This window comes from Roseixanthobacter finlandensis (assembly GCF_043195105.2).
Taxonomy (GTDB): Bacteria; Pseudomonadota; Alphaproteobacteria; order Rhizobiales; family Xanthobacteraceae; genus NCEH01.
Genome location: NZ_CM195536.1, coordinates 4,113,872 through 4,126,893 on the forward strand (window position 1 = coordinate 4,113,872; position 13,022 = coordinate 4,126,893).

Annotated in this window: 9 protein-coding genes; 1 reads left to right on the forward strand and 8 read right to left on the reverse strand. The window is 67.2% G+C overall.

The window, feature by feature from the left end:
• Window positions 1-10: 10 nt before the first annotated feature.
• The 5 genes from V5G24_RS19360 to V5G24_RS19380 all read right to left on the reverse strand — a co-directional run bounded on the left by V5G24_RS19360 (window position 11) and on the right by V5G24_RS19380 (window position 7,449).
• Complete coding sequence (locus V5G24_RS19360) at window positions 11-517, reverse strand: MarR family winged helix-turn-helix transcriptional regulator (protein ID WP_394085046.1); 507 nt, start codon at window positions 515-517, stop codon at window positions 11-13.
• 227 nt (window positions 518-744) lie between these two features.
• Entirely contained in the window at window positions 745-1,782 is a 1,038-nt protein-coding gene (gene trpS / locus V5G24_RS19365; RefSeq protein ID WP_394085045.1) for a tryptophan--tRNA ligase, read from the reverse strand.
• A gap of 163 nt (window positions 1,783-1,945) precedes the next feature.
• The gene (locus V5G24_RS19370) at window positions 1,946-2,839 is read right to left on the reverse strand and encodes an alpha/beta fold hydrolase (RefSeq protein WP_394085044.1); all 894 of its coding nucleotides are present in this window, start codon (window positions 2,837-2,839) and stop codon (window positions 1,946-1,948) included.
• 60 nt (window positions 2,840-2,899) lie between these two features.
• Window positions 2,900-4,420 (reverse strand): murein biosynthesis integral membrane protein MurJ, encoded by a 1,521-nt coding sequence (gene murJ / locus V5G24_RS19375; protein ID WP_394085043.1) that lies wholly within the window; start codon window positions 4,418-4,420, stop codon window positions 2,900-2,902.
• A gap of 563 nt (window positions 4,421-4,983) precedes the next feature.
• Window positions 4,984-7,449, reverse strand: coding sequence for a PAS domain-containing hybrid sensor histidine kinase/response regulator (locus V5G24_RS19380; protein WP_394085042.1), 2,466 nt, complete (start codon window positions 7,447-7,449; stop codon window positions 4,984-4,986).
• A gap of 380 nt (window positions 7,450-7,829) precedes the next feature.
• Here V5G24_RS19380 and V5G24_RS19385 point away from each other — a divergent pair, with 380 nt between their 5' ends.
• Window positions 7,830-9,083: a D-amino acid dehydrogenase gene (locus V5G24_RS19385; RefSeq protein ID WP_394085041.1), complete on the forward strand. Its 1,254-nt coding sequence runs from the start codon at window positions 7,830-7,832 to the stop codon at window positions 9,081-9,083.
• Between the two features lie 29 nt (window positions 9,084-9,112).
• On the opposite strand, the gene V5G24_RS19390 is transcribed toward V5G24_RS19385, so the two are convergent.
• The 3 genes from V5G24_RS19390 to V5G24_RS19400 all read right to left on the reverse strand — a co-directional run bounded on the left by V5G24_RS19390 (window position 9,113) and on the right by V5G24_RS19400 (window position 12,667).
• A complete protein-coding gene (locus tag V5G24_RS19390) occupies window positions 9,113-10,666 on the reverse strand; it encodes an ABC transporter substrate-binding protein/permease (protein ID WP_394085040.1) in 1,554 nt (517 codons plus the stop codon).
• A gap of 47 nt (window positions 10,667-10,713) precedes the next feature.
• Window positions 10,714-11,466 carry an amino acid ABC transporter ATP-binding protein gene (locus V5G24_RS19395; RefSeq protein WP_394085039.1) on the reverse strand — a complete coding sequence of 251 codons (753 nt, stop codon included), beginning with the start codon at window positions 11,464-11,466 and terminating at the stop codon, window positions 10,714-10,716.
• A 628-nt stretch (window positions 11,467-12,094) separates the two neighbouring features.
• A complete protein-coding gene (locus tag V5G24_RS19400) occupies window positions 12,095-12,667 on the reverse strand; it encodes a DUF4142 domain-containing protein (RefSeq protein WP_394085038.1) in 573 nt (190 codons plus the stop codon).
• Between the last annotated feature and the right edge of the window lie 355 nt (window positions 12,668-13,022).

Consider the following 13,022-nt stretch of genomic DNA (forward strand, 5'->3'; position numbering starts at 1 on the left):
TCGAGGGCGGTCATTCGATCGGGGTTGCGGTCATTTGGCCGCGCTCGGCCAGGCCTTTCAGAAGCCGCAGCAGGCTCGCCCGTTCGTCCGGGGTGAGGGCATCGAAGAATTCGGCATCGTTGAGGTCGGCGAGCGCGGCGAGGGCGGGCACGAGCGCGGTGCCGCGCTCCGTCAGGGCGAGCGTCTGCGCGCGGCCGTCGTCCGGGCTCGCCGCGCGCACGATCAGCGCCTTTGCGATCAGCCGGTCGGCGAGCTTGGTGATTGCCCCCCGCGTCAGGCCCATGTCGTCGGCGATCCGGCTGGGCGGCATCGGCGCCTTGTCGTAGAGCGCGCGCATGAGGCTCCATTCGGCGACCGTCACTTCGGTGGCGGCGAGCTTTCCCGCAAAGGCGTGGGACACATGGTTCGACACCAGGCGCAGCCAGAAGCCGAGATGCGCCGTGAGGTCGGAGACGGGCGGGAGAGAGGTGGCGGGCGGAAGGGCGGGCGGAAGGGCGGGCGACTGAACGGGCGACATGGGGACCCTCTTTGATTGACTAGGAAACTATCTCCGGATGATTTCCTAGTCAATCAAATTATCGCGTGATCGCCTTATTCTGTGCCCGCCCCCCTCACCTACGCGCCGGCTTCGCTGGGATCAGGCATTTTCGCACGCCACGCCGCCCCCCACGCAGGAAGGGGGGCGAAGTGAAGCCAGACGGAAAGAGAGCCCGGACGAGGAAGACGCCAGCGCCGTTGGGCGGCTCAGCCGCGCACCATGCCCACGATGTCCTTGACGTCGCGGATCGTCTGGTCGGCGATCACCCGCGCGCGGGCCGCGCCGTCGATGAGAATGGCGTCAATGGCGCTGGTATCGGCCATCAGGCGCTGCATCTCCCCGGCGATGGGGCCGAGCTTGTCCACGGCCAGATCCACCAGCGCCGCCTTGAAGGCGGAGAATTGCCCGCCGCCATATTCATCCAGCACGCTTTGCTTGGTGCCATCGGAGAGCGCGGCATAGATGCCCACCAGATTGTCCGCCTCGGGACGCGCCTTGAGCCCGGCTTCCTCGGAGGGCAGCGGCTCGGGATCGGTCTTGGCCTTGCGTACCTTGCCGGCGATGGCCTCCTTGTCGTCGGTCAGATTGATGCGCGAGAAATCCGACGGGTCGGACTTGGACATCTTCTTGGAGCCGTCGCGCAGGCTCATGACGCGGGTGGCGGGGCCGGCGATCAGCGGCTCGGTGAGCGGGAAATAGCCCTCGCCATGGCCGTTGGCGGCGATGGAAGCGGCGAAATCCACGTTGAACTTCTGCGCGATGTCGCGCGTCAGCTCCAGATGCTGCTTCTGGTCCTCGCCCACCGGCACGTGGGTTGCCTTGTAGAGCAGGATGTCGGCGGCCATGAGGCTTGGATAGGCGAACAGGCCGAGCGACACGTTCTCGCGGTCCTTGCCGGCCTTTTCCTTGAACTGGGTCATGCGGTTGAGCCAGCCCATGCGGGCGACGCAATTGAAGATCCAGGCCAGTTCCGCATGACCCGACACCTGGCTCTGGTTGAACACGATATGGCGCGTGGGATCGATGCCGCAGGCGATGAAGGCGGCGGTGACCTCGCGCGTGTGGCGCTTCAGCTCTTCGGGATCCTGCCACACGGTGATGGCGTGCAGATCGACCACGCAATAGATGCAGTCATGGCTGTCCTGCAGGGCGACGAAGCGCTTGATGGCGCCGAGATAATTGCCGAGATGCAGGTTGCCGGTGGGCTGCACACCGGAAAAGACGCGTTCCGCGACCGCCGCCATGGCGACCTCCCGAAGACCGGCGTGCGCGAGGCACCGCCGTCAGACATGACAGCGCAGCGGCCGGACGGTCGCGCGCGAAGACGAAGCGCGCCTCATGCCACCCGCCGCCGCGCGGCGCAAGCGGCCCGGCGGGCAAGCGCCATGCCGCGCGGGGGAGGAACGCTCAGCGGGGCGGATTTGCCGCGTCGATGAAGGCGCCGATGGCGTCCTGCGTCGCCGCATCCCACAGCAGGGGCGCGTGCCCCTCGTCCGCCACGGTGTGGACGGTGAGGCCGGGATGGCGCGCCGCCATCTGCGCCACCGTATCGGCGCTCAGAATATCCGACAGGGCGCCGTGCACCACCATGACGGGAATATCCTTCATGGCCTCGAAGCCCGGCCACATATCCGGCAATTCGGCATTGGGGTCGAACGCCTTGAAGGCCACGGCCAGCGCCGGATCATAGGCGAGCGCCGGCGCGCCGAATTCGTCGCGATAGATCTGGCGGGCGAAGCGCTCCCACCCGGCATCGTCCAGGCCCGGGAACAGGAAGCCCTGGCTCGCCTTGAGACGCGCGACGGTGGAGGGCCAGTCGGTGAAGGTCGGCACGCCCACATAGCCGGAGATGCGGGCAAGGCCGGCCTTCTCGATCACCGGGCCGATGTCGTTCAGCACCGCCGCCGCCATCAGGTCCGGCCGCGCCTGGGAGAGCACCATCATCACCAGCCCGCCGCGCGAGGTGCCGATGAAGATCGCGCGGGGAATATCGAGGCTGGCGAGGGCGGCGATCGTGTCCGCCGCTTCCTGCGCCGGCGTATAGGTGGCCACCGGCCCGAAGGCCGAGCCGCCCCGGCCGCGGAAATCCAGCCCCACCACGCGCCGCCCGCGCGCCACGAGCGCCCCGGCCAAAGCTTCGAAATCGCGCGAATTGCGCGTCACGCCCGGCAGGCAGACCACCGGCAGATCATCACCCACCGTGCCCCAGTCGCGGCCGAACAAAGCGAGCCCGTCGGCCGTGGGATAAGCGAAGAAGCGGCAGGGAACGGCGGGAGCGGGGGCGGGCGCGGATTCAGCCATGGTCTGTTCCTTTGCGGGTCGCACAACCTAGGGTACTCGTAATGAAGATTGAAAGACCGTTCAGCCGGTGGCGCGCCGCAGCAGGCGCCGCACCAGCAGCGCGACCACGCCATAGCTGAGCATCCCCGCCCCCACCAGCACCACGAGCCGCCCCAAGGCGGCGAATGTGCCCGCGCCGGGATGCGGCCAGGCCTGCGCGAGGCCGCCAACCACCAGCGCCATCAGCACGCACCCCCCGGCAAGCCCGGCCACCACGCGGGCGAGCGCGCCATCCACATGCAGATGGCCGGCGCGCGCCAGCAAGGTGCCGATGGTCAAAGCGCTGAGGCTCGCCGAAACCGCAACCCCGCTCGCCGCGCCCGCCGGGCCGAAGGCGGCGCCGAGGCCGATGCAGGCGAGCACGCAGGCAAGCAGCGAAGCGAGGCCCACCCGCTCCACGGTCCGCGTCATGCCATGGGTCAAAGCGGTGGCGGAGAGCACCCGTTCCAGCCCCTGCGCCGGCAGGGAGAAGGCGAGCGCCGCCAGTAGCAGCGCCGTCAGGCGGGCATCTTCCGCATCGAAGCTCCCGCGCTGATAGAGCACGGCGACGATCGGCTCCGCCAGCACGGCGAGCCCGGTGCCCGCCGGCAAGGCGAGCGCGAGCGCGGCGAGGCTGGCGCCGCTGGCATGTCGCCCGCGCCCTGCCCCGCCCGCCGCCAGCAGCGGCACCAGCACCGCCCCCGCGCTCGCGCCCACGAGGCCGAGCGGCAGGTCCACGAGGCGCTGGGCATAATTCAGCGCCGCCACCGCGCCCGGCAAAGCGGAGACCGTCGCCGCCGCGATCAGCAGGCGAAATTGCGAGAGGCCGGCGAACAGCAAGGCGGGCGCGCAGGCGCGCAGCACGGAACGGGCGCCGCGCCAGTCCGCAGGACGTCCCGCCCCCGCCAGCACCCCCGGTGCGCCGTGGCTCGCGATCTTCATCAGCAGCAATTGGGCGATGCCGGCGGCAACCTGGGCGATGGCGACCAGCACCGCCGCCGTGCCCGTCGCCATGTCGGTCGCGAGCACGAGATAGAGGATCACGCAGAGCACCACGGCATTGGCTAGCCCTGGCGCCAGCGCCGGCAGAAACACCCGCTGGCCCGCATTCGCGATGCCGCCGAACACCGCCGCCCCCGCCGCCAAGGGCAGATAGAGCAGCGCGATGCGCCCGCAGGTGACCGCAAGGTCCGCCCGCTCGCCGCCGAGCGCGAAGCCCGGCGCCAGCACACCGATCAGCGCCGGCATGAACAAAGCGCCGAGCCCCGCCAGCACCAGCAGCAGCGCCACCAGGAGGATCAGCACCGCGCGCGAGAGCGCCCCGCCCGCCGCATCCCCGCCCCGCGCCCGCGCCGCCGCGAGACCGGGCAGGAAGGCCGCGTTGAACGCGCCTTCCGCGAGCAGCCGGCGCGCCAGCAGCGGCAAGGAGAGCGCGGCCATGAGCGCATCCGCCGCCGGCCCCGCGCCCAGCACGGCGGCCGTGCCGGCATCGCGGGCAAAGCCCATCACCCGCGAACCGAGGGTCGCGGCCGTGACGGTGGAGGTGCGGGCAAGCAGGGACATGACCCATCCAGAACAAGGGGCTGAACCGGCGAACACCCAGCCACGGCACACGCCGACGCGCACGCCGACGCGGCGCCCGGCCCGAACCGCCTCCTCATGCGCGATGTCACGGCGGAAGGAAAGCGCGCGGACAGGCTGCCCCCGACAGCCCTGCCCCGCACCCCTGCCCCCGCACCCCTGCCCGGAAGACCCGCCCGGCAAGTTCGCACCACACCCCGCGCCGCCCCGCCCGCCACCCGCGCGGCGTCGGGACAATGTCAGGGCGGCGTTGGGACGACAGTCATGGCTTGACGCCATTGCAGCAGAGCATTGTCATGCACGGGCTTGTCCCGTGCATCCACGGGGAACCGCTGGCATCGGCTGCTCAAGGCCCGCGCGGGCGGCCCGGCGTGGATCGCCCGGCCATGACGCGCAGAAGGCGACGACCTGTAAAAGAAAGGCAATCGCGCACCTGACGCCAAGCGCCTCGACGCGCCGCTGAATGTCGATCGGTCTTGGTGGATCAAGGCGTTTTGGTTCGACCCGCGAGCGACAGATGGGTTCCATCCCTCGCGGTCGCACCACTAGACCTGCGCCTGCTCCAGCATGGCGCGGATGCGCGCGGCGAGATGGGCGACCGCGAACGGCTTCGTCACCATGGTCATGCCCGGCTCCAGGAATCCGGCCGCGACGGCGGCATTCTCGGCATAGCCGGTCATGAACAGGACTTTCAGATCGCGCCGCCTCTCGCGCGCCGCGTCCACCATCTGCCGGCCGTTGAGGCGCGGCAGGCCGATGTCGGTGATCACAAGATCGATCCTCCGGTCGGACATCAGCAGGTCGAGGCCGGCCTGGCCGTCCTCCGCCGCGATGGCGGCATATCCGAGTTCGCGCAGCACCTCCAGGATGAGACCGCGCACCACGCGATCATCCTCCACCACCAGCACCACGGCGCCCAGGCCGCCGCTTTCGCGCGCCTCCGGGCCGGGCGCGCCGGAGGGGTCGGAACCGCCATCGCGATACCGCGGCAGATAGAGCTTCACGCAGGTCCCGGCCCCGACCTCGCTATAAATGTGGCACTGCCCTTCCGATTGACGCGCGAAACCATAGATCATGGACAGGCCGAGCCCGGTGCCCTGGCCGATGGGCTTGGTGGTGAAGAAGGGATCGAAGGCGCGCGCGATCACGTCCGGCGCCATGCCGGTGCCGGTGTCGCTCACGGCGAGGCAGACATATTGGCCCGCCGTCACCCCCGGCACGCGGGCGGCATAGCTGTCGTCCAGATCAGCGTTGCAGGTCTCGATGGTCAGCCGGCCGCCATCGGGCATGGCGTCGCGCGCGTTGATCACGAGGTTGAGGATGGCGTTTTCCAGCTGGTTGGCGTCGCACAAGGTCAGCCAGAGGCCATCGGCGAGCCCCAGTTCCAGATGGATGCTCTCGCCCATGGTGCGGCGCAGCAAATCTTCCATGGAGAGGACCAGCGGATTGATCTTCAGCGGCTTGGGGTCGAGCGGCTGGCGGCGGGAGAAGGCAAGCAGGCGGTGGGTGAGCGCGGCGGCGCGGTTGGCCGAACTCATGGCATTGTCCACGAAGCGCTCCAGCTCGGCGGTGCGGCCCTGCGCGACGCGGCGCCGGAGAATATCGAGCGAGCCCGTGATGCCCTGGAGCAGATTGTTGAAATCATGGGCGATGCCGCCGGTCAGCTGGCCCACCGCTTCCATCTTCTGCGACTGGCGCAATTGCTCCTCGGTCAGGCGCTGGTCGGTCATGTCGCGCCCGACGATATAGAGGCGCCCGGTGTCTGCGGCCAGCGTCCAGGCCAGCACACGATAGGTGCCGTCGCTGCGCCGGCAGCGGTTCTCGAAGCGCGGAATGGCCGGCGCCTCGCGCGAGCGGGCAAGCGCCGCCCGGGTCGCCGCCACATCCTCGGGATGCACCAGATCGAGGAAGCCGTGGGCCAGGAGATCGCATTCGCTCCAGCCGAGCAGATCGCTCCACGCGCCGTTCACCGCCTCCAGGACGCCATCCTCGCGGCACACGCCCATGAGATCGCCGCTGAGCCGCCACAGCCGGTCGCGCTCGCGGGTCCGCTCGGCCACCTGCATTTCCAGCGATTCATTGAGCTTGCGCAGCTCCACCTCGCGCTCGCGCAACGCATCTTCCGCCCGCCGCTGCTCGGTGATGTCCTGCCCCTGCACGAAGATGCCGCCCACCGAGCCATCCGCATCGACCACCGGCTGGTAGATGAAGTCGAGAACATGCTCTTCCAGCGGCAGGCCGGGCGCCCTGCGCAGCATCACCGAGAGGCCGTGGGCGACGAAGGCTTCCCCGGTGCGATAAGCCCGGTCCAGCGCGTCCAGGACCGGTTGCCCGGCCAGTTCGGGAAACGCCTCCCGCACCGTCAGCCCCACCAGGGGCCGGTCGCCGACGAGGCGCAGATAGGCGGCATTCGCCAGCTCGACCAGATGGTCGGGTCCGCGCAGCACGGCGGTGAAGGCCGGTGCCTGCTCGAACAGGGTCTGCAAGCGCTGGCGCTCGCGATCCAGCTTGGTATTGGCCTCCTGCACCGCCTCGGCGCGGTCGAACACCTCCCCTTCGATCAGCAGCGCCGGGCTCGACGCGGTGGCGCCGAGGCTGACCCGCAGATTGTGCAGCTCGGTCACGTCCACCGTGTGCTGCACCACGTGGCGGACGCTGCCGTCGGGCCCGAACAGGGGGGTGTGGGTGGCGCTCCAATAGCGCATCTCCATCACGCCGTCGGGCCGCTGGATCGGATAGGGGATGAACGGCAGGTCTTCGCGCGCCCGATTGCGGATCACCCGTTCGAGCGAGGCCCGCAGCATCTGGTTGGACGCGGACGCGGGGTCACTCGGAAACGCCTCGAACATGGACAGGCCGAGAATGTCTTCCCGCCGCCGCATGGTGACGCGCAGATAGGCCTCGTTCATGCCGACGATGATGAATTCGGGCGTGAGGATCACATAGGGATTGGGCACGGCGTTGAAGAGCGCCGCGAGGTCGGTTCCCTGCACCCCCGCGTTGGTAAACACCCGCACCTCCTTATCCGGCGGCGCGCCCGCGTCCGCACCCATACACCGGGAGGCCAGTTATCGCCCGCATCGCGTCCCGCCTCAACCGGCCCGCCGTCTTTCGCAATCCGGCTGGCGATCGCCCCCGCCGGCGCCTTGCGAACGGCGCGCAAGCGCCGCGCGAACCGCCGCGCACGGACAACAACAACCGGGGGCGCCGGGAGATCCATGGATCCGCGCCCGCCGCGGCACCCGCGATACTAAGCACAGCCGCCGACGACGATCCCGCAAGACAGGGCCGGCCGTTCCATCGTCGCGCTTGTGGGGCGGGCCCTGCTTGGTGTCTGATCTTATTTTGCGGTGCGGCAGGCGCGCGGCGCCGGGCCGTGGGAGGCCGGACGATGAAGGTGGTGATTCTAGGGTCGGGCGTCATCGGCGTAACCCTCGCCTATTATCTGGCGGCCGCCGGCCATGAGGTGGAAGTGGTGGACCGCCAGTCCGGCCCCGCGCTGGAGACCAGCTTCGCCAATGCCGGGGAGGTCTCGCCGGGCTATTCCGCGCCCTGGGCCGGGCCGGGCCTGCCGCTGAAGGCCATCAAATGGCTGCTGATGAAGCATCGCCCGCTGGTGATCCGCCCGCGCCTCGACCCGGCCATGCTCGCCTTCGGCCTGCGGCTGCTGACCAATTGCACCCACGCCCGCTATGAGATCAACAAGGGGCGCATGCTGCGCCTTGCCGAGTACAGCCGCGATTGCCTGATCGCCCTGCGCCAGCAGACCGGCATCGCCTATGACGCGCGCATGCAGGGCACGCTTCAGATGTTCCGCACCCAGGCGCAGCTCGACCATGCGGGCGAGGACATGGCGATCCTCGATCGCTTCGGCGTGCCTTATGAGCTGCTCGATCGCGCCGGCTGCATCGCCGCCGAGCCGGCGCTGGGGCGGGTCGCGGAAAAGATCGCCGGCGGCCTGCGCCTGCCGGGCGACGAGACCGGCGACTGCTATAAATTCACCAACGCCCTCGCCGCCCTCGCCGAACAGAAGGGCGCGGTGTTCACCCACGGCCGGGCGGTGCGCGCCATCGAGCATGACGGAGCCAACATCACCGGCGTGCAGACCCAGTCCGGCACCATCCGCGGGGATGTCTATGTGGTGGCGCTCGGCAGCTATTCGCCCAAGGCGGTGCGGCCGCTCGGCATCCGCCTGCCGGTCTATCCGGTGAAAGGCTATTCGCTCACCGTGCCCATCACGGACGCCGGCGGCGCGCCGGAATCCACCGTCATGGACGAGACCTACAAGGTGGCCGTGACCCGGCTCGGCGACCGCATCCGCATCGGCGGCACGGCGGAACTGGCGGGCTTCGACCTGTCGTTGCGCCATGCACGCCGCGAAACGCTGGAGCATGTGGTCAGCGATTTGTTCCCGGACGGCGGCAATCCCAAGGCCGGCACCTTCTGGAGCGGCCTGCGCCCGATGACGCCGGACGGCCCGCCGATCCTCGGCCCGGCGAAATATCCCAACCTCTTCCTCGGCACCGGGCACGGCACGCTGGGCTGGACCATGGCGGCCGGCACCGGGCGCCTGCTCGCCGACCTCATCACCCGCCGCACGCCGGACATCGACACCGAGGGATTGACGCTCGCCCGCTACGGGTGAACGTCAATTCCCTTTGACGCGGCACGCGCTCAGCCGATGGAACGCGTCACGCCGCGGCTGGCATAGCGCTCGGCCCATTTGGCGAGCCGCACGAACGGCAGGCCGATGAGCAGATAGATCGCCGCCACCAGCAGACCGGTGCCGAAATAATCATAGTATGTGGTGGAGATGAGTTCGTAGGTCTTGGTCAGTTCCACCAGGGAGATCACCGACACCAAGGACGAATCCTTGATGAGCGAGATGAAGTCGTTGGTGGTGGGCGGCAGCACGATGCGCGCCGCCTGGGGGATGATGACGTTCCGCAGCGCCTGACGCTCGGTCATGTTGAGCGCGATCGCCGCTTCCATCTGGTTGCGCGGAATGGCCAGCAGGCCGGCGCGATAATTCTCGGCCTCATAGGCCGCATAGTTCAGGCCGAGCGCGATCACGCCGGCGACGAATGGTTCGAGCTGCAACCCCACCTTCGGCAGGCCGTAATAGATGAACAAGACCTGGATCAGCAACGGGGTGCCGCGCACCACCTCAATATAGACCTGGGCGAGCCGGTCGAGCACCACGCCGCCATAGACCCGGCACAGCGCCAGGCCCGCCCCGAGGCCGACCGCGATGACCATGGCGAGGATGGAGATTTCCAGCGTCATCACCGCCGCCCAGCCGAGCTGGGGCAGGAAGCGCATGTAGCGCTCAAGCTGCATCTTCCAGCCCTGCGGCTGCGTGGCCTGGACGAAATGATCATAGGCCAGCGGCTGCGCCTGGATCGGACGCTGGTCGCCCGTGAGCTGCGCCATCAGCGGGGTCCAGATCGCCCACCGATCGAGGATGGTGCGCATGGAGCCGTCGTGCATCATCTGCGACAGGCCTGTGTTGATCTCGGCCAGCAGCTCGGGATGCGCGCCCTTCTTCAGCGCGATGCCATATTCGATGCGGCCGATGGGCTGGCCGGTGAACTGAAGCTCGCGGTCGGGCTGGGCGTAATAGACCGCGATCGGAAAATCCATCACGGTCGCGTCGATCCGCTTCAGCTTGAGATCGGAATAGGCGTCGATCTCCTGGTCATAGGTGCGCAAATCGATGCCGCCGGCATTGCGCAGCACATATTCCATCTGGCTGGACTTGAGCGTGCCGACCTTCTTGCCCTTCAAGCCTTCCAGATTGTCGATCGGCGCATCGCCGCGGCGGATCACGATCTGGCCGAACGTGGTGTAGTAAGGCGCCGAGAAATCCGCCACCGCCTGGTGATCGGGGGTGATTTCCAGGCCGTTGATCACCGCCTCGTAGAGCCCGGCATCGAGGCCGGGGATGAGGTTGCTCCAGTCGTTCTGCACGAACACCGGCTTGCGGCCGATCTTGGCCGCCAGCTCCTTCATGATGTCGACTTCGAAGCCCACCGTGATGTTGGGATCGGCCGGATCCTGGAAGGTGTAAGGCGCGCCGCTGGTGCTGTCGCCGCCATAGGTGAGCTTGCGCTCGGCGGCCGGTGCCGGAGAGGCCGGGGCGGTCTGCGCCGATGCGGCGGAAACCGCCGCCGCCGACAGCGAGACGGCAAGGAGCAAGGACGAGAGGGCGAGGCGGGCAAGACGCATGGCGATCCCCGAAGCGGGAGAGAAGGGCAAAGGGTCGTGCGGGGCCATCAGACGAAACGGTGCAGGAACTGGCGCGTGCGCGGATCCTTGGGATTGTCGAAGATCTCATCTTCGTCCGAGATCTCGATAATCTCGCCCTTGTCCATGAAGATGATGTAATCGGAAGCATCGCGCGCGAAGCGCATCTCATGGGTGACGATGATCTGCGTCATGCCCTCGTTGTCGAGCTCCTTCATCACGTCCAGCACCTCGTCGACGAGGCCGGGATCGAGCGCGGAGGTGGGCTCGTCGTACAGCATGATCTTGGGCGACATGGCGAGCGCGCGGGCGATGGCGCCGCGCTGCTGCTGGCCGCCCGAGAGATTGACGGGATAGCGGTCCATCTGCTCGAACAGGCCGACCTTCTTCAAAAGGCGCTCGGCATTGGCGGCGGCCTCGTCGCGGCTCGTGCCCTTCACCACCATGGGCGCCATCATGACGTTCTGATGCAGCGTCTTGTGGGGGAACAGGTTAAAGCTCTGGAATACCATGCCGACATTCTTGCGCAGCCGGTGCGCCACCTCGTTGACCGGCGCGTTCGAGCCGGCCTTGCGCTCCATGCGCACGCCGCACGCTTCGATGACGCCGGAATCCATGGATTCCAGCCCGTTCAGGCAGCGCAGCAAGGTGGACTTGCCGCAACCCGAGGGCCCGATCATCGAGACCAGGTCGCCCTCCTCGATCTGAAAGCTGACACCTTTGAGAATGGTGTGTGCGCCGAAGGACTTGCGCACGTCTTCCACGCGAAGGATCGGATCCATGTGTGTTCAGCCCCCCTGCGGCCCGCAGACCGCCAGCTTCACACGCTCCCTATCGATGGGCCATGACGTTGGGGTGACACTTCACGGCGCTCTGGCTGCGCCGGGTCAACGTGGCCCGGAAAAATAGATACTTATCCTTCCAAAACATCTTTCAGTTGCAAAATATACAAACACCAACTAATGCCATATTAATGTAATAAATTACCATTTTCGGTACATATACATATTCAGAGCGTGCATTTATACGTACGGATGGAAACGCATCCCACCCGGCGGCACGCTGCCCCGTTGCGAACGCATGTCTCTCTTTCGATTGCCCGCAGATTTTGGGGCGCGCTCCGAGCCCTGTTGGTCTCGACGATTCCCCGTTCTTCGACGGTGCTATCGTTCGCGGGCCGGAGATCTATGAGCGGCCGACTATTTTCTTCAGGCGGCGGCCGGACACGGATCTGGATAGCGCGTGTTCCGGATGACGCCGAAGAGACCTCATCCGGATTTTTAATCCTTAGAGCGCGATCCGCCCATATGGAACCATTTGGTGGTTCCATGTGGGCGGATCGCACTCTCACTTATTGAATAGAGGCGGATTCAATGTGGGCCGATCCGGCTCTAAAATGGCCGAGACAGGTCAGAGCTTCAGCTTCGCCAAGTCGTAGCACATCTTCAGGTGCATCTCGATGATCGGCAACGTCTTCTGCGCGAACGCCTTCAGCGTCGGGTTGTCGCCGCCCTTGGCATAGCCGGCGAACAGGCCCACGGCATCCTGATGGCCCTTGGTCTGCACAGCGATGTAATCGGCATCGAAGGTGGCGCCCTCTTCGCTCTTCAGGCGGGCCAGGATCTTGTCGAACTCATCCCCGAGGCCGGCCGGCAGGGTAAGCCCCGTATTCGCCTTGCCGAACGCGGCGCCGAAATTCTTGCCGATCTTAGTATGATCCTTCACCATTTTCTTGGCGAAGGCGAGTACTTTCTTGTTCTTGCTCTTTTCCAACGCAACCTGACTGGTGACGATCTCGAACTGGTTGGCCCGGGCCGCCGTATCCACGAATACGGGAGTGGCCGGCACGGTCGCGGTCTTGGCGATCTCGGGGGGCGACGGGCCGGCGGCGGTGGCCGCGGGCATATTCATGGTCTGCGCCGAAGCGGCGGGCACACCCGCGAGCAGTGCCACGGCAACGAGAATGTTGGACAATTTCGACATCTGGCGCTTCTCCCAAGGTACGGCCGCGCAGCACGCTGACGGCGCTCGCCAACGGCCGTATGACAGCCTAACTCTTTTTCATAGAAGCGCTATTCCCATCCACAGGGCGGGCCCGGGCGTCTCCGACGCCCGCCCGACATGACCCCCGCCGCAAGTCGGGGCCGCGCGGTCGGACACCGGTCGTCCAGAGCCATGCGGGGTGCCGTATAACGCCTGAAAATACTGGAGATCCGAGCTGTTTGCGACGAAGCCATGACCTTCATCGAAGCGAAATATCGCCTCGCACCCACCGCTGCGGCGCTACTTTAACGCCACCTGAATTTTAAAAACTTTACGGAAACACACCAATTTCTCT

Coding starts and splice junctions, on each gene's coding strand:
- V5G24_RS19360 (WP_394085046.1), bottom strand. CDS start 517: ATGTCGCCCGTTCAGTCGCCCGCCCTTCCGCCCGCCCTTCCGCCCGCC.
- trpS (WP_394085045.1), bottom strand. CDS start 1,782: ATGGCGGCGGTCGCGGAACGCGTCTTTTCCGGTGTGCAGCCCACCGGC.
- V5G24_RS19370 (WP_394085044.1), bottom strand. CDS start 2,839: ATGGCTGAATCCGCGCCCGCCCCCGCTCCCGCCGTTCCCTGCCGCTTC.
- murJ (WP_394085043.1), bottom strand. CDS start 4,420: ATGTCCCTGCTTGCCCGCACCTCCACCGTCACGGCCGCGACCCTCGGT.
- V5G24_RS19385 (WP_394085041.1), top strand. CDS start 7,830: ATGAAGGTGGTGATTCTAGGGTCGGGCGTCATCGGCGTAACCCTCGCC.
- V5G24_RS19390 (WP_394085040.1), bottom strand. CDS start 10,666: ATGCGTCTTGCCCGCCTCGCCCTCTCGTCCTTGCTCCTTGCCGTCTCG.
- V5G24_RS19395 (WP_394085039.1), bottom strand. CDS start 11,466: ATGGATCCGATCCTTCGCGTGGAAGACGTGCGCAAGTCCTTCGGCGCA.
- V5G24_RS19400 (WP_394085038.1), bottom strand. CDS start 12,667: ATGTCGAAATTGTCCAACATTCTCGTTGCCGTGGCACTGCTCGCGGGT.